The following is an 18011-nucleotide window of genomic DNA, read 5'->3' as shown; positions in this document are numbered from 1 at the left end:
CGGTCACGTCCCGAGCCGGTGCCGCAGCCGCTTCACCGTCAGGCGCAGCCCCTGGTCGGCCTGGCTGATGTGCGTACGGGGCAGGGCGTGCCGTCCGGCCAGGGCACCGGGCCGGATCGCGCAGCCGTAGGTGTAGCCCGCTTCCCGCACCGCTTCGATCGCCCGTTCGTCGACCGTGCCGTACGGATAGCAGAAGCCTTCCGGGAACGTGCCGGTGAGCTGGTGGATCCATTCGCGGCTGCGCAGGGTCTCCTGACGCAGGACCTCGTCGTCGAGCGTCGTCAGGTCGACGTGGTAGAGACCGTGGGAGGCGATCTCCGTCCCGGCCGCGGCGGCGGCGTGGATCTGCTCCTCCGTCAGCAGCGGTTTGCGGGGGCCCTCCGGGTCCCATTCGTTGCTGCCGCCGAGCCGCCCGGGCAGGACGAACAGGGTGGCCGCGCAGTCGTGGCGCTCCAGCACCGGCAGGGCCGCGTCGACGAAGTCGGCGTACCCGTCGTCGAAGGTGAGGCCGACGAGGCCGCGGTCCTCGCCACGGGCGCGGGCCCGCATCAGGGTGCCGACACCGACACCGGTCAGCCCGCGGCGGCGCAGCCACCCGAGCTGGAGGTCGAGCCGGTCACGGGCGACGGTGATGCCGTACGGATCCTCCGTCGGATCGGCCACCGAGTGGTACATCAGGATCCAGGGCCAGGCGGAACGGCCGGTGCGGGTCGGTGCGACGGGGTGCGTCTGCGCCGTGTCAGCGGACATGACGGATCCTTTGCCGGGTCAGGGTCAGCAGATGGAGGACTTCCGGGGCTCTGACGGCGACCCCCGTGACGAGGAAGACTGCGGGCACCAGCAGGCAGCCGGTGACCGTGCTGAGCAGGGGGCCGGTCACCAGCGGAGCCGTCAGCCCGCCGACGACGGCGGCCACGGCGGCGGCGACGGCGAGGCGGCCGAGGGAGATGCCGATCGAGCGGACCTCGATGGCGATCACCCGGGAGCCGAGACCGCACAGCAGCAGCACGGCGGTGGTGGTGATGCCGGCGGCGTTGGCCGCCGCGATGCCGTACACACCGAAGCGGCCGACTGCCGCCGCGCCCGCGACGATCGTGACCAGCAGACCACCGGCCATCGCGGCGGCCGGGTACCAGGTGGGACGCCCGGCGGAGAAGAACGGCCGGCCGAGCGCGCCGACCAGGCAGTGGCCGAGGAGCCCGGTGGCGTAGACGCGCATGACGGTGGCCGTGGTCTCGGTGTCCTGCGCGTCGAACGCACCGCGCTGGAACAGGACTTCGATGAGCTGGGGCGCATAGCCGAGGACGAGCGCGGTGCCGAGCAGCACGACCATGCCGGCGAGCGCCAGATCGTGCTCCACCCGGCGGCGGGCCCGCTCCCGGTCGCCGTCCGCCATCGCCTTCGCGACCACCGGGAAGGTGACCGTGCAGATCATCAGCGACAGCACCATCGGCAACTGGGCGACTTTCTGCGCGTAGTTGAGATGGGAGATCGCGCCGCCGGGCAGGGACGAGGCGAGGAACCGCTCGACGAGGACCTGCGACTGCCGGCTGACGGCGAAGAGGACGACCGGCGCGAGGACGGCGAACCCGATGAGCGGCGGGGCGCTGCGCTGCCGGGGGATGCGCCTGGCGCGCCGCGGCCGGGTCCGGGTCCGGGTCCGGGTCACCCGCCGGACGAACGACGGGAGTTGCACGAGCACCATGAGCAGCCCGCCGACCGCGACCCCGGCCGCCGCGGCGCGTACGCCCCACAGGGAGTGCAGCGCCAGTGTGGTGGCGATGATGCCGACGTTGTAGGCGAGATAGACACCGGCGGGCGGCACGAAGGTGCCGTGTGCCCTCAGCGCCGCACTGAAGTACCCGGCGATCCCGAAGGTGAGGACGGTCAGCGCGGTCAGCCGGGTGCAGTCGACGGCCAGTTGGGGCTTGTCGAAGCCGGGGGCGAGCACTCCCACGACGAGCGGCGCGCACACGATCAGCAGGGCGGCCGCGCACGCGAGCAGCGCGAACAGCCGGGGCAGGGTGGCCGAGACCAGTTCACGCACCGGGTCGCGCGCGCGGTCGGCGGCGCGCCGGGCCAGGGCGTGGCTGAAGGCGGGCACCATCAGCAGCGCCATGGCGTCCTCGATGAGGAGCGTGGACGCCATCTCCGGCACGGTCCAGGCGATCAGGAACGCGTCGCTGTCGGTGCTCGCGCCGAAGATCTGGGCGATGGCCTGGTCGCGTACGAGACCGAGGAGCGCCCCGGCCGCGGTCAGACCGGCGGTGACGGCGGCGGCCCTGGCGAGAAAGGTGCCGAGCCGCGGCGGCTCGGTACCGGTCGGCGCGGGCCGTACGGCCGGTCCGGTGCTGGTGTCGTTCACGCGGCGGTCTTCTCGTCGCGGGCGGCCAGCGCCCACCAGGCGGCGAGGCCGAACACGACGCCGGTGAGGACGGTCGAGGGGCCTCCGATGTCCGCGTACAGGAAGTCGACGGTCTGCCAGAGCATCAGTCCGACGGCGGCCAGCCCGCAGTCCGCCGCCGCGGTGCGCACCCGGCGGGCGTGGACCAGCCGGCGCACTCCGCCGACGAGGACCGCCGCCCAGCTGCCGGCGAAGGCGGTGAGGCCGATGAGGCCCTGTTCGCTGAGGACCAGCAGATACATGTTGTGCGGCGACAGCAGGGGCTGCTTCTGGAAGGCGTGACCGGCGCCCGCGGTGTCGCTGCCCGAGGAGAGGCCGATGGAGGCGTGACCGTCACGGTGGGCGGGGAAGCCCTTGAGCCCGACCCCCGCGGCGGGCTGCTCCCGCCACATGCTCGTCGCGGCCTCCCACATGGTGTACCGGTCGGTGACGGAGCGGTCGGGTGCCGCGGTCACCTGGGTGATGCTGCTGAGCCGCTGCGAGATCATCTCGGATCCGACGCCGAAACCACCCACCAGCACGACGCCGAGAGCGGTGAGCACGGCGAGTGCCCGTACGGCCTGGCGCAGCCCCGTCAGCAGGATCATGGCGAGGGCGGCGACGGCGGTCGCGATCCAGGAGCCCCGGCTGAACGACAGCGCCAGCGGCACGATCAGCACCCCGGCCGCGGCCGGGGCGAGAAGACGGACCTTGCGGGGCGTCCCGGCGGGCGGGCGCAGCGCGAGGGCGGCGGCGGCCAGCAGTCCGTACGCGACGACCGTGGCCATACCCATGACGTCGGTCGGTCCGAAGGTGCCGACGGCCCGGATGTCCTCGCCCATGTACGAGGCGCCGGTCCCGGTGGCGTACTGGTGGATGCCGATCGCGCCCTGCACGAGGGCGAGCGCGGTGAGGCAGCCGATGACGACGCGGAAGTCGCGGGCGTCGCGCAGCAGCAGCACGACGGCGGCGGGCACCAGCACGAATACCTGGAGGTAGCGGACGAGGCCCGGCAGGCCGGCCTGCGGGTCGGCGGCGGTGACGGTGGCCACGGCGAACCCCACTGCGGGGATGCCGAGAACGATCGCGGCCACCGGGGTCAGCGGTCGGGCCCGCATCCAGGCCACGCGCACCAGCGCGAACAGCACCAGCACACCGGAGGCCAGGTCGGCGGGTGCGAGGGCGCCGGAGCCCGCCTGGCTCTGCGGGGCCAGCGGGGCGGCGAGCAGCAGGACGGTCATGATCAGCGGCAGCAGCGGCCACCAGTGGGCGGCGGCGCGGCGGACACGGTCGGCCGTCGGCGTGGGTCCCGCCGGGGGCCCGGCGGGCAGGACGGCGGGCTCGGCGGCCCACATGACGCTCATGCTCAGCTGCCTCCGAGCCGGAACAGCGAGACGGCGGTGCGCGCGAGGATGCACACGTCCTGCCAGGGCGTCCAGGTGTCGATGTAGTGGTTGTCGAAGCGGGCGCGCTCCTCGATGGAGGTGTCACCGCGCAGTCCGTTGATCTGGGCGAGCCCGGTGATGCCGACGGGCATCCGGTGGCGCGCCTGGTAGCCGGGGTGGAGCCGGCTGAACGTGGCGACGAAGTACGGCCGTTCGGGCCGCGGGCCGACCAGGCTCATGTCCCCGCGCAGCACGTTCCACAGCTGCGGCAGTTCGTCGAGCGACGACTTGCGCAGCACGGTGCCGGTAAGGCTCATGCGCCGGTCGCGGGCGACGCTCCAGCGGGTCGCGGACTCGTGCTCGTCGGTCGGACGGATCGTGCGGAACTTCAGCAGTACGAACGGCCGTCCGTCCAGCCCGATGCGCTCCTGCCGGAAGATCACCCCGGGCCCGTCCGCGAACCGTACGGCGAGCGCGCACACCGCCATCACGGGAGCCGCCGCGAGCAGCGCGGCCGCGGCCAGGACGATGTCGACGACGCGCTTGACCGCACGGGCGACGGGCCGGTGCAGCCCGGCGTCGAGGGGCTGCGCCGAGAACCCCCACAGATGGTCCTGCCCGGACGCCCGGTACGCGGGGCTCCCGGCGGCCGCCCCGCCGTCCACCAGCCAGAGGCGGCAGCCGTGTTCGGTCAACAGCGGGACGAGTGCGCCGGTTTCGGCGTCACAGTTCGGCTCCGTGGTGAACACGGCGTGCCGCACCGAGTTCTGGATGACCGCGCGGGTGACGTCCTGCCGGCTGACCAGCACGGGCAGGGGCCCGGACCCGCCCTGCGCCGGTGTCCTTCGCGGGGCCACCTGACCGACCGGCCGCATCCCGTACTCGGCGTGCTCGTACAGCGCGTGGACGACCTGCTGGACGAGCGGCCCGCCGCCGATGACCAGTGCCGACTGCGGCCGGCGCACGGCCGTCCAGCGCCGGAAGCGGTAGACGAGCGAGCGGGCACCGCAGCAGAGCGCCGTCTGCGCGACGACGGCAGCGGCCAGCGTGGTCCAGCCGGTCGCGTAAGAACCGCTGTACGCCGAGAGCGCCTCGGCGACGGCGATCCACTGCACCAGCGCCAGGGCGCCGACCGTGGGCAGTTCGGTGAGCGCCGAGGGCGACAGGCTCGGCCGGTAGAGCCCGCGGCAGGCCTGGGCCGCCGGCTGGAGGACCGCGAGGAGCCCGAGGACGACCAGCGGCCAGGGCAGTCGGGGGAGCAGCAGACCGGCGGCGAGCGCCACGGCAAGCACGTCGGCGGCGAGCAGCGCCAGGACCGGACCGCGGCCGTCGATGCTCCGGGGGCCGAGCGCCGCGGCCTCGCCGCCGGAGGCCCTGCGGGGCGGATGGATCGTGGCGGCCGGGCGCTGGACGGCCCTGGCATGGGCGGCTCGGGGCGCGGGGGCACTCTCCGTCGTCATCGTGTGTTGCGCTTCCTCGTCGAGGGGCGGGGCGAGCTCAGGAGGTCCTGGTAGAGGCCGGACACGGCGGCGGCGGTCTTCCGTACGTCGCAGGTCGCCCGCGTATGGGCCTTCGCCTCGCGGCCCAGCGTGCGGCGCAGTTGCGCGTCCTGGAGCAGCCTGCCGAGGGCGGCCGCGAGGGCCGGCGGATCGTCCGGCGGTACGAGGCAGTGGGCCTCGTGGCCGGGCGGCAGACTTTCCCGCGCCCCGCTGACGTCGCTCAGCACGACCGGCCGTCCGCAGGCCATGGCTTCGAGCGGGGCGAGTGCCATGCCTTCCCAGCGGGAGGGCAGGACGACGAGATCCGCGGCGCGCAGCCACGGCCTGATGTCCTGGACCGCGCCGGCGAACAGGACACTGCCCGGGGCGGCTCCGGTGAGCTGCTCCCGGTCGGGACCGTCCCCGGCCAGCACCAGTCGTGCGCCGGGGGCCAGTTCACGCACCCGGGGCCAGGCGCGCAGCAGCACGTCCTGGCCCTTCTGCCGGCACAGCCGTCCGACGCACAGGACCAGCGGCGCATCGGCGGGCAGGTCGCCCGCCCCGGGCAGGGCGAGCCGTGCCCGCTTGCGGCCGGTCTCCTCGTCTTCGTCGTGCGCCTCGCCCGGCGAGCCGAAGTGACCGAGGTCGATGCCGTTGGGGATGACGGCCCAGCGGGCGGCGATCCCGGCCCGCTCCCCCGCCTGCCGTTCGCTCTCGCTGACGCAGAGCGTCCTGGTGCTCCAACGGGTGCCGTAGCGCTCCCACTTCAGCGCCATCCCGGCCACGCTCCCCTCCACCGCGTCGAAGGACCAGGCGTGCGGCTGGAAGACGGTCGGCACCCGGCCGCGCACGGCGAGCCGGGCGACGAGTCCCGCCTTGGCACTGTGCGCATGGATCAGCTGCGGATCTGTGCCGCGGATCAGCCGGGCCGCGGTCAGAACCTCCTTGGGCAGTCCGGGACCGGGGGCGCGGGCCGCGGACCAGGTCCGCACCCGCGCGCCGGCCGCCGCGGCACTCTCGGCGAGTCCGCCGCCGGAGGGGCAGGCCACGACCGGCCGCAGCCCTTCGGCAACCTGAGCCCGGACAAGGTCGGTGACGACCCGTGCGACTCCCCCGTCCACCGGCTGGACCAGGTGAAAAATCGTCAGTTGGCTCGGCTCAGCCCGACTGCTGTGCGGCACGTGCGGCTCTCTTCGGACGTGGACTGTGGATCTGGCTCAAACGAGCAGCGCCGCATCGGAATGTCAGCGGCGGGTGTCTGCCTGCACGAAGAGAACGCCGAGGAAGTATCCGAGGTTTTCGGCGTTGAACCGGAAAATCAAACTCGTCCCACCGGACACCAGTGCGGGCCTGATGTCGAACACGTCGGAGTCGTATCCCAGCGTGTTCACATGGCGCGGCTGACGGCTGATCGCACCGGCCGGATCGGCGATCGTGGAGTTCATGACATCGGTCGCCGGATTCGCGGAATCGGAAAGCCCGAACGCTTTTCCGCCCGACGTACGGACGTCCACCCGGTCGCCTTTCCGGCCGCGGTCTCCGTCGTACGAAACGATCCCGGCGCGGCCGCTTCCGCGCGCGGGGATACGCAGACCTCCGACCTGGACCTCATGGGTCGCGCGCCGGGCATCCAGCGTCTCGAAACCGTCCCAGAGCGAGATCTGCCGCAGGGGCTCCGAACTGTTCTCGTACGCGACGACCAGCGTCCAGCCGCCCCAGGCGCCGGCCTTGGAGTGCCCCATGGCCACATTGATCTGGGCCACGGTGTAGAGGCCGGAGCCGCTCTGGCGTACCAGCGGGGTGACGTCGGCGGAAGCCTGGTAGACGTCGCTGCCGGCCGTGTCACGGTGGGCGACGCGGGTGTCGGCGAGGACCGCCTTGTACCGGCCGCCGGGTTCGGCGATCAGGATCCGGCCGTTGTCCTTGGGCGGCTTCTGCTCGCCCACCCGCAGGTTTCCGCCCCAGTACAGACGGGCGTACGTCACACGGGAGTTCGCGGGCAGATCCAGCACGGCCCGGCTGGAGTTGTAGGTGTTGGGGTCGTCGTCCTCGTCGACGTAGAACATGTCCCAGTCGTCATTGGCTCCCTTGCCACCCGCGCGGACCGCCGAACACGAGCCCGCCGAAGGGGACGTCGGGCTGCGGCAGGTGATCGCGGAATTGGCGGTGCGGACGACACCGCCGTGCTGCACGGCCTGATACCGCTGGGTGAACGGAAGGCGTGGCGACTCCTCGCCCGGGGCGGCGCCGGCCGGAAGGGGAGCGGCCGAGAACGCCAGGCAGAGCATGGCGCCCAGGGCGCCTCGCGCTGCGAAGCCCGTCGACTTCGACATGTACGGCTCCCCATGTTTGATCAACGCGACAAATCAGAAGGCACTTTGTCAGAGATCGGGCGGAAAATCACGTATGGCTCGCTCGCCCCGGAAACAGACCGCCCGAGAAGGCCGGACAAGGGCAGACGTTCGACCGCAATGAACAGTTGATACGAGAATTCGAGCAAGGGTTTCTCCGGCGTCGAGGGCTCGTTAGCCAACCCGACGATGGCGATGAACGCCACGGAGAAAGGGATGCGAAAAAGATGAAGCACTCGAGGATTGCCGCGCTCGTTGTCGGCTCCGTCGCCGCGATCGGGTCGGCCTCCCCCGCACTCGCCGCCGACATGACGGCCATGCCCCCGATGAGCCTCAACGGCGGCCTGACCAAGGCGCTCTCCTCGACGCAGGATCTCGGCCAGGCGGACACCTCCGCCGTGACGGACGTCGCCCGGACCGTGACCGACCTCAACAACGTCAAGGGCCAGGCCCCGCAGCAGGTGCTCAAGTCCGCGGCTTCACTGACCCCCATGCTGGGCGGGGTCGAGCTCGGCGGCTGAGCCTGCCGTCACGGCACGGCGTCGAGCCGGGCGGGGTGCGCAGCCACACGGCCGCACCCCGCCTTTGTCGCGCCCTCGCCTTGTTTCGTGTCCCTCGTGCCGTGCCGTGTCGTTGCCGGGTGGCCGGACACAGTTGCCGGGTGGCCGGACACAAGGGTGGCGCCCCGGTCAGGACCGGGGCGCCACCCTGGGAACGCACAAGCGGAGATCAGTCGTTCGCGCAGACGTTGCCGAACGCCGGGTTCAGGGCGCCGATCACGTTGACGCTGTTGCCGCAGACGTTCACCGGGATGTGGACCGGGACCTGGGCCACGTTGCCGGACAGGACACCCGGCGAGTGGGCGGCTCCACCCTCGGCGCCGGAGTCGGCGAACGCGGAACCGGCGGCGGAACCGGCGGCGAGACCAGCGGTGGCGAGGACCAGGGCGGCCTTCTTGGCAGTCTTCATGGAAACAGCACCTTCTGTTCGACGGTTTGCCCGGGGTCCGGGCTCACACGGATCAAAACGGATGAGGAACAGAGATGACACGCACGCCTCGCCGCTGCCCCCCATTCGGCCCAATGCGCATAGGCGCCGGGCCTTCCGTGATCCGTATTGCCGCGCGGGCCGGACAAGACCATTTGAGTGAACCGCCGGAACCATTCCCCGGGGCCACTGGTTGTCAGGGCGCTCCAGCAGTGGGCAACCAGGCGACAGAAGGACGGAACATGCTCAAGAAGGTTATGGCAACTGCCGCGATCACCCTTTCCGTGGCGGCCGCGGGGGCGTCGATGGCCCCGCAGGCTATGGCCGTCGGCAACGGCAATGACACGACGGCGCTGAGCGGCAACGGCGCCTCGCAGGCTTACGGCAACTTCGCCACCGACGGTGAGCAGAGCACCCAGCTCGGCCTCGTCCAGGGCTCGCTCAACAAGCCCTGCGTCGGCCTGCCGGCGAAGCTCGACGTCGGTTCCGTCATCGGCGCCGTGCCGATCACCGTCCAGGACCTGCTGACGACCCAGCAGAACCAGCAGTGCGCCGAGAACTCCACGCAGGTCAAGGGCGACGACACCCTGTCGCACCTTCTCAGCCAGATCCCGGTGCTCTCGGGCAACGGCGTGGGCAACGAGTAGTCCCACCTGCCGGCAAGCACCGGGCCCCCCGTCGCCATCGGCACGGGGGGCCCGGTGCTGTCGTACGAGGGAGGTCACCCGCGGAGGTCACGCCCAGCCGGTCCAGAGGATCGTGGTGACCCACGAAACCGGCAACCCCGCCGCACCCGTGATCACCGGAAGCCGGGCGAACGCCCGGCCGCCGCTGACTCCTTCGCGGCCCCCGGTTTCGCGCCTCCCGGTGCCGTCCGGGCTCTTCGACGGACGCGGATTCCGTCGCCACGATTGTCATTTGATTTCACCGACTCGATTGCCGTGCGGACCGCGACATTGCGCATCCGGCACGAAAAACCCCGGGAGTCCGGATTTCATTCGGCAAACGGGTGACATCGGAACGGTGCGGCCGCGCACCGGTGCTTGAATGGCCGTGCAGGCCGCGTATGGGATCTGCTTCCGGGTGAAAGCCCCCAGCCGGCGGCGCACTGCGCCGTGGGGCGGTCGTGCGTGTTTTCGCATGACGCACCCGGTATGGCGATCCGCCCCATCGGCGGAGGGCCGCGTGTCGGCCTTCCGCCGATGCACCGTGCCGGGCGCCAACAGATTGTGGCATTCGGGTGAAGGCGCGGAACCAAACCCGTCGAATGCAGTTGATCAGCCTGCTCCACGATCGAACGTTCAAAGCGAAAAGGGACAAAAAGTGATCAAGAAGATTCTGGCTACCGCAGCGGTCACCGCTTCGATGGTGGGCGTCGGCGCTGCGATGGCCCCGCAGGCCCTGGCCGTCGGTGACGGCAACGAGACCACCGCGCTGAGCGGCAACGGCGCCTCGCAGGCCTACGGCAACTTCGCCACGGACGGCGACATGAGCCCGCAGATCGGCCTCATCCAGGGCTCGCTGAACAAGCCCTGTGTCGGCCTGCCGATCAAGGGTGACATCGGTTCCGTCGCGGGCCTCATCCCGATCACGGTCCAGGACATCCTGACGACCCAGCAGAACCAGCAGTGCACCGAGAACTCGACCCAGGTCAAGGGTGACGACCCGCTGTCGCACATCCTCAGCCAGATCCCGGTCCTCTCGGGCAACGGCGCTGCCAACGACTGATTCCATCAGTCGGCTGTGCGCCCCTGAGCGTTGTGCGCTCGGGGGCGCATTCATGAGAGGTGTCAATTCTTCCGGTGCCACGGGGAAGATGATTTCCAAACTCATGACCCTCAGGAAGTTTCCTTGCGGGAATTCAATCGTTACTCATTTTGCAGGGGTGTTCATGAACAGGAAACTGGCAGCGCAGCGCGACGGTCGCACCTGCGTACGACACCACTGCTGAAAGGATCAAAGAAATGAAGAGCAAGAAGGCTGCAGTCGTCTTCGCGGGCGTCGTCATGGCCCTGGGTTCCGCTGCCCCCGCCATGGCCGACTCGGGTGCCGAGGGCGCCGCTGCCGGTTCGCCCGGCGTGCTGTCCGGCAACCTGGTCCAGGTTCCCGTCCACGTGCCCGTGAACGTCTGCGGCAACACGGTGAACGTGATCGCGCTGCTGAACCCGGCCTTCGGCAACGCCTGCGCCAACGACTGACATTCAGCACAAAGCGGCCCCGAGGAGCACGAAAGTGCCCTCGGGGCCGTTGTCGTGGAGCCCTGCGGTTACTGCGCGCCCGTTCAGGCCGAGTAGGCCGATAACGCACCTAGCCAGCCCCCGCGTTGGTACCTAGCATTCCCCTCGATCCGGCTCTTCGAGAAACACCCGGAAATCATTGAAGGGTTGACATGTCCATGGCTAGCCCATGCATTCTTCCGGATCGACCCCTCACATTTCCCCCGATGGGAGAATCATGTCCCGTGCACTTTTAGCGGGCGGCGCGACAGCCGCAATTCTGGGTTCGCTGCTGGCCTCTCAGAACGCATCCGCGTCCATCGTCGCGCCCCCGGACAAAATCGTGATCGAGGTCGCGACGGTCAACGGATCCGGATGTCGTCCGGGCAGCGCCGCGGTGGCGGTCGCCCCGGACAACACGGCCTTCACCGTGACCTACAGCGAGTACCTCGCGAAGGTCGGCGTGGGAGCCTCGCCCACCGACTTCCGTAAGAACTGCCAGCTCAGCCTGATCGTGCACGTGCCGAGCGGCTTCACGTACGCGGTCGCCAGCGCCGACTACCGCGGCTTCGCCAGCCTGGAGAGAGGGGCGACCGCCACCCAGAAGGCCTCGTACTACTTCCAGGGATCGCCGGACACCGCGGCGAGAACCCACCCCTTCAGCGGGCCGGTCCAGGACAACTGGCAGGCCACCGACACCACGGAGTGGGGCCAGCTCGTCTGGGCCGCGTGCGGAGCGAAGCGCAACTTCAACATCAACACCGAGGTGCGCGTGAACGCCGGCACCTCCGACCCGAAGAAGACGACGAGCTTCATGACGATGGACTCGACGGACGGAGCGATCAACACCGTCTACCGGATGGCCTGGAAGGAGTGCCCGTAGCCCCTTCTGAACCGACCTGAGTAAGCACGGCGTCCCGGTCACCCGTGCGGTGGCCGGGACGACGGGATGGTCGGCCGCTCCCCCGCGGCGGCCCCGTCCGATGCGTGACGAGCACAACATCCGCGGTCGGCGCGCCGGGCCCGCGCCGTGCACATCGCAGGCAGCCGGCCCGGATCGGCTGACGTTTCGAAGGGCCGAGGCCTCCTCGACCGAGGCCGCACACCAAAAGCGGACATTCCCACCGGCCGTCGTGGGCGAAAACATGCAGCGATCACCGTTACGCGCCCGTAAGCTCACGGACATGCAGGTGATCCAGTCGACGAAGCTCGCCAATGTCTGTTACGAGATCCGGGGCCCGGTCCTGGAGGAAGCGATGCGGCTGGAGGCAGCAGGTCACCGCATCCTCAAGCTCAACACCGGCAATCCCGCAGCCTTCGGGTTCGAGTGCCCGCCCGAGATCCTGGAGGACATCCTCCGCAATCTCGGTGACGCCCACGGGTACGGCGACGCCAAGGGGCTGCTGTCCGCCCGGCGCGCGGTCATGCAGCACTACCAGACCAAGGGCATCGACCTGGACGTCGAGGACGTCTACCTCGGCAACGGCGTCTCCGAGCTGATCCAGATGTCCATGCAGGCGCTGCTGGACGACGGCGACGAGGTGCTCGTACCCGCTCCCGACTATCCGCTGTGGACGGCCTCGGTCTCACTCGCCGGCGGCACCGCCGTGCACTACCGGTGCGACGAGCAGTCCGACTGGATGCCGGACCTCACCGACATCGAACGGAAGATCACCGACCGCACCAAGGCGATCGTGATCATCAACCCGAACAACCCCACCGGCGCGGTGTACGACGACGAGATGCTGCGCGGTCTCACCGAGATCGCCCGCAGGCACGGTCTGATCGTCTGTTCCGACGAGATCTACGACAAGATCCTCTACGACGGTGCCACCCACACCCCGACCGCCGCCGTGGCGCCCGATCTGATGGTCCTCACCTTCAACGGGCTCTCCAAGAACTACCGCGTCGCCGGCTACCGCTCCGGCTGGATGGCGGTCTGCGGCCCCAAGTCCCACGCCTCGTCCTACATCGAGGGCCTGACGATCCTGGCCAATATGCGCCTGTGCGCGAACATGCCCTCGCAGCACGCGGTGGCGACCGCGCTCGGCGGACGGCAGTCGATCGAGGACCTGGTGCTGCCCGGCGGACGGATCCTGGAGCAGCGGGACGTGGCGTACGACCTGCTCACGCAGATCCCCGGGGTGACCTGCGTGAAGCCGAAGGGGGCGCTGTACCTCTTCCCGCGGCTGGACCCCCAGGTCTACAAGCTCAAGGACGACCGCCAGATGGTGCTCGACCTGCTGCGCGCCGAGAAGATCATGGTCGTCCACGGGACGGGCTTCAACTGGCCCGACCCCGATCACTTCCGCATCGTCACGTTGCCCGCCGCGAAGGAGCTGGCGGACGCGGTGACCCGGATCGGGAACTTCCTGGACGGTTACAGCCAGCCCTGACCGGTCCGCGCGCAAGATTTCCGACCGGGCTCAACTTTAGACAGTATCCAATGTAGGATGGTCTCCTGACAGTGAGCAGGAGGCCATCCCCATGTACGAGCCGATCCGCACCAAGTCCATCCACTCGATGGCCGACGACGACGCGTACCCGCACCGCAGTCGCGAGGAGGAGCTGGACATCCAGCTCGCCGGCCATCTCTCCGCGCTGCTCGCCGTCACGGACGAACTCGGGATCGACGACGCCGCCGAGCAGATCGCGTCCCAGATCACCCGCCTGCGCGGCACGCCGCCCGTACGGCACGCGGGCCTGCGGCGCGGCAGCGACACCCCCGCCCTGCACCGGCGCGCCCACGACCTGGCCGGCCGTGCCCTCGTCGTCGCGGCGTCCCGCGCCGACACCGCGGTCGCGATCCTCTCCGCCGAGCGCATGGACGCCCACGCCGCCGCACTGGCCGAACCGCGCCTGGTCGGCGCCCCCTGACGGCCCCGGTCCACGGGCCGCGGAGGCGCGTGGGCCGGGTGCCACCAAGCCCTGGGCGGGGCTCACCCCTCGGGGAATCCCGGCCGGCCGTGGATTTCGGGGCCGGGAACCCCACCGAAGTCATCCCGGAATGTGTAATTCCGCGAGCACTCTCCGTGCGGTGAGACGCATCGTGGGAATCGTCGTCGCAGGCCACGAGAGCCAGGACCCGACGAAGACCGTGTGGCGGATCGGACCGCCGCCGACGCCCGACCGGCGCCGCAGTTCGTCGGCCGGCGCCTTGGACGACGGGAAGGCGAAGTCCTGCTCCTTCAGGGGCAGTTCCTGCATGGCCCAGGAGGCCGAGGTCTCTGTCCTGACGGTACATCCCTTGGCAGCAAGGGCCTTCACCATGGTCGCCTCCAACTCCGGGGCGCTGTATCCGGCCGCGGCCTCGTAGGTCGCCGACGGTGAGCGGCACACGCTCGTCCCGCACACCGAGGACGGACGGGCGCTCGGCGAACTGCTCGGCTCCGACCGGCGGCTGCGCGAACCGGTCGTACGGCACGGCTTCCGGCCACAGGGTGCCGCCGCCGAGTTCACCGCCGCGACGAGTCCCGCCGCCGGCAGACCCACACCCGCTATTCGGAGGACCGGTGGCGCCCGGTGTGAAAGAGCCCGACGGGTGTGGGAAAGGGTCCGGCCCCCGGAAGCCTGAGGGGGCTTCCGGGGGCCGGGAACGCGGCGGACCTGAGGTGACCCCACAGGTCAGGGCGGCTGTCGGACGGATCCGCCGCGAGCGCCGAGGGCGCGTCAGCCCAAGCGGGCGACCAGCGACCGGTACTCGTCCCACAGTTCCTTGGGCGTGTGGTCGCCGAAGGTGTTCAGGTGCTCGGGGACCAGTGCGGCCTCCTCGCGCCAGATCTCCTTGTCGACCTTGAGCAGGTAGTCGAGGTCCTCCTCCGGCATGTCGAGCCCGTCGGTGTCCAGCGCCTCACGCGTCGGCAGGATGCCGATCGGGGTCTCGACGCCTTCGGCCTTGCCGTCGAGGCGCTCGACGATCCACTTCAGGACGCGGCTGTTCTCGCCGAAGCCGGGCCACACGAACTTGCCCGCCTCGTTCTTGCGGAACCAGTTCACGTAGTAGATCTTCGGGAGCTTGGCCTGGTCCTTGTCGGCGCCGACCTTGACCCAGTGGGCCATGTAGTCGCCCATGTTGTAGCCGCAGAACGGCAACATCGCGAACGGGTCGCGGCGCAGCTCGCCGACCTTGCCCTCGGCCGCGGCGGTCTTCTCGGAGGCGACGTTCGCGCCGAGGAAGACACCGTGGTTCCAGGTGAAGGACTCGGTGACCAGCGGCACGGCGGAGGCGCGGCGGCCGCCGAAGAGGATCGCCGAGATCGGCACGCCCTTCGGGTCCTCCCACTCCGGCGCGGCGATCGGGCACTGCGAGGCGGGCACCGTGAAGCGGGCGTTGGGGTGGGCGGCCGGCGTCTCGGACGCGGGCGTCCAGTCGTTGCCCTTCCAGTCCGTGAGGTGGCCCGGGGCCTCCTCGGTCATTCCCTCCCACCAGATGTCGTTGTCGTCGGTGAGCGCGACATTGGTGAAGACGGCGTTGCCCCACAGGGTCTTCATGGCGTTGGCGTTGGTGTGCTCGCCGGTGCCGGGCGCGACACCGAAGAAGCCCGCCTCGGGGTTGATCGCGTACAGCCGGCCGTCCTCGCCGAACCGCATCCACGCGATGTCGTCGCCGATGGTCTCCACGGTCCAGCCGGAGATGGTCGGCTCCAGCATGGCGAGGTTCGTCTTGCCGCACGCGGACGGGAAGGCCGCCGCCACGTACTTGGACTCACCGTGCGGGGGCGTGAGCTTGAGGATCAGCATGTGCTCGGCGAGCCAGCCCTCGTCGCGCGCCATGACGGACGCGATGCGCAGGGCGTAGCACTTCTTGCCGAGCAGGGCGTTGCCGCCGTAGCCGGAGCCGTACGACCAGATCTCGCGGGTCTCGGGGAAGTGCGAGATGTACTTGGTCGAGTTGCACGGCCAGGGCACGTCCTCCTCGCCCTCGGCGAGAGGCGCACCGAGGGTGTGGACGGCCTTGACGAAGAAGCCGTCGGAGCCGAGCTCGTCGAGGACGGGCTGCCCCATGCGGGTCATGGTGCGCATGGAGACGGCGACGTAGGCGGAGTCGGTGATCTCGACGCCGATGGCCGACAGCGGCGAGCCCAGCGGGCCCATGCAGAACGGCACGACGTACATCGTGCGGCCGCGCATCGAGCCGCGGAAGATCCCCTTCTCGCCGGCGAAGATCTCCTTCATCTCCGCGGGGGCCTTCCAGTGGTTCGTGGGGCCGGCGTCCGCCTCCTTCTCGGAGCAGATGAAGGTGCGGTCCTCGACACGGGCGACGTCGGTCGGGTCGGACGCGGCGTAGTAGGAGTTCGGACGCTTGATGGGGTCAAGCTTCGTGAACGTTCCCTTGGCGACGAGCTCTCCGCACAGGCGCTCGTACTCGGCTTCTGATCCGTCACACCAGACGACGCTGTCCGGTTCCGTGATTGCTGCGATCTCGTCGACCCAGGAGATGAGCTCCTGGTGGCTGGTGGGGACGGTGGTGGGAGCCGCGATGTCGCGCGCCACGATCGCTCCTAAGAGAGGGTTTGGTGGTTGGTGCCCCGTGGGGGCTGCGACCCGGATGCTTCGGACCCTTCACTCTTCTGGCGCTCATCCGGTGCCGACCGCACTCATCTGATCATCGGTGGAGTGCGCCCATATGTCCAGAGGGCGTCTCACGTGAGCATTGCCACTCGGGTACCCCGAAGGAGTCGGAGCTCACGCTGCCCGGAGACGTCCGTTACCTACGGTTGCGTAGGTACCATCCAGACATGACGCCTGCAGCGCCCGACGTGACAGAGATAGAACCGCCCCCGGTCAAGCCCCGGTTGCGCGGGTGGCTGCACGCCGGCATGTTCCCGGCCGTCCTGGTCGCGGGGCTGGTGCTGACAGCTTCCGCGGGCTCCACCGAGGCGCGTATCGCGTGTGCGGTCTATGTGCTGAGCGCCTGCCTGCTGTTCGGCGTGAGCGCGATCTACCACCGCGGAAACTGGGGTCCGCGCGGTGAGGCCGTGCTGCGCAGGCTCGATCACGCCAACATCTTCCTGATCATCGCCGGCACCTACACGCCGCTGACGATGCTGCTGCTCCCCGACGCGACCGCCCGGCCACTCATGTGGGCGATCTGGGCGGCGGCCGTCGCGGGGATCGCCTTCCGCGTCTTCTGGGTGGGCGCGCCGCGCTGGCTCTACACGCCCTGCTACATCGCGATGGGCTGGGCCGCGGTCTTCTTCCTCCCCGACTTCCTGCGTACCGGCGGTATCGCGGTGCTCGTCTGTGTCGTCGTCGGAGGGCTGCTCTACAGCGCGGGCGGCGTGGTCTACGGCCTCCGGCGGCCCAACCCCTCCCCCCGGTGGTTCGGCTTCCACGAGGTCTTCCACTCGCTCACCCTCGCCGCCTTCGTCGTGCACTACGTGGGAATCTCCCTGGTCGCCTACGAGCACTGACGGCCACCAGCATGTGAGAGCCGCTGTCATTCGACAGCGGCTCCCCGGGCCGCCGAAGCGGCTCCGCAGCCGGCCGATGGCGCACAATGACCGCCATGGCGGCCACCACACACAGCCCGTCCGGCGACCCACCCGTCGCGGCACCCCCGCGGCCGGGCCTGCGCGAACGCAAGAAGCTCAGGACCCGGACCGCGATCCGCCGCGCGACCTTCCGGCTGATCGCCGCGCACGGGTACGAGGCGACCACGGTCGAGCAGATCGCGGAGGCGGCGGACGTGTCGCCGTCCACGGTCTTCCGGTACTTCGCGACCAAGGAGGACATCGTCCTCGCCGACGAGTACGACCGGGCCGCGGAAACCCTCCTGCGGGCCCGTCCCGCCGCCGAACCGCCGCTGGAGTCCCTGCGGGCCGCCCTCACCGAAGCGTTCGCCGCCATGCTCGCGGAGGAGCCCGAGGAGATGCGTCAGCGCAGCCGGCTCATCGTCGAGGTCCCGGCCCTCCGCGCGCGGATGACCGGGACCATGGCCGAGACGGCTCTGCTGCTGGCCCGCGCGATCGCCGGCCGGGCCGGGCGGGAGCCCGACGACCTCGACGTGCGGGTGTTCACGGCGGCCGTCATGGGCGCGCTGCGGGAGGCCCTGATCCACTGGGCCGAGCGCGGCCATCAGGACGACCTGGTCGCGCTCGTCCACCGGACGCTGGACACCCTCCAGGGCGGCCTGCGCCTTCGGTGAGCTCCGGGCCGCGCCTCGAACCGTCAGGGCCGCGCGCCTCGTTCGCCTACCGGGACAGGACCGG

At 70.3% G+C, this 18011-nt stretch carries 19 protein-coding genes and 1 pseudogene; 10 read left to right on the top strand and 10 right to left on the bottom strand.

Annotated elements, in window-relative coordinates; translation table 11 throughout:
- Positions 1 to 3: 3 nt before the first annotated feature.
- From OHA05_RS23075 to OHA05_RS23045, 7 genes are all read right to left on the bottom strand, one after another.
- On the bottom strand, positions 4 to 750 hold the full coding sequence (locus OHA05_RS23075; RefSeq protein WP_328861598.1) for a polysaccharide deacetylase family protein: 747 nt from the start codon (positions 748 to 750) through the stop codon (positions 4 to 6).
- The gene (gene murJ, locus OHA05_RS23070; protein WP_328861597.1) at positions 740 to 2365 is read right to left on the bottom strand and encodes a murein biosynthesis integral membrane protein MurJ; all 1626 of its coding nucleotides are present in this window, start codon (positions 2363 to 2365) and stop codon (positions 740 to 742) included. Before murJ ends, OHA05_RS23075 begins: the two co-directional genes overlap by 11 nt.
- Positions 2362 to 3747 carry an O-antigen ligase family protein gene (locus OHA05_RS23065; RefSeq protein ID WP_328861596.1) on the bottom strand — a complete coding sequence of 462 codons (1386 nt, stop codon included), beginning with the start codon at positions 3745 to 3747 and terminating at the stop codon, positions 2362 to 2364. Before OHA05_RS23065 ends, murJ begins: the two co-directional genes overlap by 4 nt.
- 2 nt (positions 3748 to 3749) lie before the next feature.
- Positions 3750 to 5228, bottom strand: coding sequence for a sugar transferase (locus OHA05_RS23060; RefSeq protein ID WP_328861595.1), 1479 nt, complete (start codon positions 5226 to 5228; stop codon positions 3750 to 3752).
- Entirely contained in the window at positions 5225 to 6427 is a 1203-nt protein-coding gene (locus OHA05_RS23055) for a glycosyltransferase family 4 protein (protein ID WP_328861594.1), read from the bottom strand. The genes OHA05_RS23060 and OHA05_RS23055 overlap by 4 nt, the downstream gene beginning before the upstream one ends.
- A 63-nt stretch (positions 6428 to 6490) precedes the next feature.
- Entirely contained in the window at positions 6491 to 7579 is a 1089-nt protein-coding gene (locus tag OHA05_RS23050; protein WP_328861593.1) for a DUF3344 domain-containing protein, read from the bottom strand.
- Between the two features lie 20 nt (positions 7580 to 7599).
- The gene (locus tag OHA05_RS23045; RefSeq protein ID WP_328861592.1) at positions 7600 to 7803 is read right to left on the bottom strand and encodes a hypothetical protein; all 204 of its coding nucleotides are present in this window, start codon (positions 7801 to 7803) and stop codon (positions 7600 to 7602) included.
- Positions 7804 to 7824: 21 nt separating this feature from the next.
- On the opposite strand from OHA05_RS23045, the gene OHA05_RS23040 reads away from it, so the two are divergent.
- Positions 7825 to 8118 (top strand): hypothetical protein, encoded by a 294-nt coding sequence (locus OHA05_RS23040; protein WP_313944421.1) that lies wholly within the window; start codon positions 7825 to 7827, stop codon positions 8116 to 8118.
- Between the two features lie 208 nt (positions 8119 to 8326).
- On the opposite strand, the gene OHA05_RS23035 is transcribed toward OHA05_RS23040, so the two are convergent.
- Positions 8327 to 8566: a chaplin gene (locus OHA05_RS23035; RefSeq protein WP_313944422.1), complete on the bottom strand. Its 240-nt coding sequence runs from the start codon at positions 8564 to 8566 to the stop codon at positions 8327 to 8329.
- 260 nt (positions 8567 to 8826) lie between these two features.
- Between OHA05_RS23035 and OHA05_RS23030 the strand changes: the two genes are divergently transcribed.
- From OHA05_RS23030 to OHA05_RS23005, 6 genes are all read left to right on the top strand, one after another.
- Positions 8827 to 9231, top strand: coding sequence for a rodlin (locus OHA05_RS23030; RefSeq protein WP_313944423.1), 405 nt, complete (start codon positions 8827 to 8829; stop codon positions 9229 to 9231).
- Positions 9232 to 9907: 676 nt separating this feature from the next.
- On the top strand, positions 9908 to 10312 hold the full coding sequence (locus OHA05_RS23025; protein ID WP_313944424.1) for a rodlin: 405 nt from the start codon (positions 9908 to 9910) through the stop codon (positions 10310 to 10312).
- Positions 10313 to 10548: 236 nt separating this feature from the next.
- Entirely contained in the window at positions 10549 to 10782 is a 234-nt protein-coding gene (locus OHA05_RS23020) for a chaplin (protein ID WP_384443863.1), read from the top strand.
- Between the two features lie 256 nt (positions 10783 to 11038).
- Positions 11039 to 11683: a DUF4360 domain-containing protein gene (locus OHA05_RS23015; RefSeq protein WP_313944425.1), complete on the top strand. Its 645-nt coding sequence runs from the start codon at positions 11039 to 11041 to the stop codon at positions 11681 to 11683.
- Between the two features lie 301 nt (positions 11684 to 11984).
- Positions 11985 to 13196: a pyridoxal phosphate-dependent aminotransferase gene (locus tag OHA05_RS23010; protein ID WP_313944426.1), complete on the top strand. Its 1212-nt coding sequence runs from the start codon at positions 11985 to 11987 to the stop codon at positions 13194 to 13196.
- A 91-nt stretch (positions 13197 to 13287) separates the two neighbouring features.
- Positions 13288 to 13677, top strand: a complete 390-nt coding sequence (locus OHA05_RS23005; protein WP_328861591.1) for an SCO4983 family protein — start codon at positions 13288 to 13290, stop codon at positions 13675 to 13677.
- Positions 13678 to 13797: 120 nt separating this feature from the next.
- Here OHA05_RS23005 and OHA05_RS23000 read toward each other — a convergent pair whose 3' ends face one another.
- Complete coding sequence (locus OHA05_RS23000; protein ID WP_328863546.1) at positions 13798 to 14139, bottom strand: hypothetical protein; 342 nt, start codon at positions 14137 to 14139, stop codon at positions 13798 to 13800.
- Between OHA05_RS23000 and OHA05_RS38270 the strand changes: the two are divergent.
- Positions 14135 to 14374: pseudogene (locus OHA05_RS38270) on the top strand (hypothetical protein); the annotation flags it as partial. The gene OHA05_RS23000 and the pseudogene OHA05_RS38270 overlap by 5 nt on opposite strands.
- A 95-nt stretch (positions 14375 to 14469) precedes the next feature.
- On the opposite strand, the gene OHA05_RS22995 reads toward OHA05_RS38270, so the two are convergent.
- Complete coding sequence (locus tag OHA05_RS22995; RefSeq protein ID WP_328861590.1) at positions 14470 to 16293, bottom strand: phosphoenolpyruvate carboxykinase (GTP); 1824 nt, start codon at positions 16291 to 16293, stop codon at positions 14470 to 14472.
- Between the two features lie 245 nt (positions 16294 to 16538).
- Here OHA05_RS22995 and trhA point away from each other — a divergent pair, with 245 nt between their 5' ends.
- On the top strand, positions 16539 to 17213 hold the full coding sequence (gene trhA / locus OHA05_RS22990; protein WP_313944429.1) for a PAQR family membrane homeostasis protein TrhA: 675 nt from the start codon (positions 16539 to 16541) through the stop codon (positions 17211 to 17213).
- 95 nt (positions 17214 to 17308) lie between these two features.
- Entirely contained in the window at positions 17309 to 17947 is a 639-nt protein-coding gene (locus OHA05_RS22985) for a TetR/AcrR family transcriptional regulator (RefSeq protein WP_328861589.1), read from the top strand.
- The last annotated feature ends 64 nt before the right edge of the window (positions 17948 to 18011 follow it).

Source organism: Streptomyces sp. NBC_00306 (genome assembly GCF_036169555.1).
In the GTDB taxonomy this organism is placed as follows: Bacteria; Actinomycetota; Actinomycetes; order Streptomycetales; family Streptomycetaceae; genus Streptomyces; species Streptomyces achmelvichensis.
This window is presented reverse-complemented; position numbering and strand designations above follow the sequence as displayed.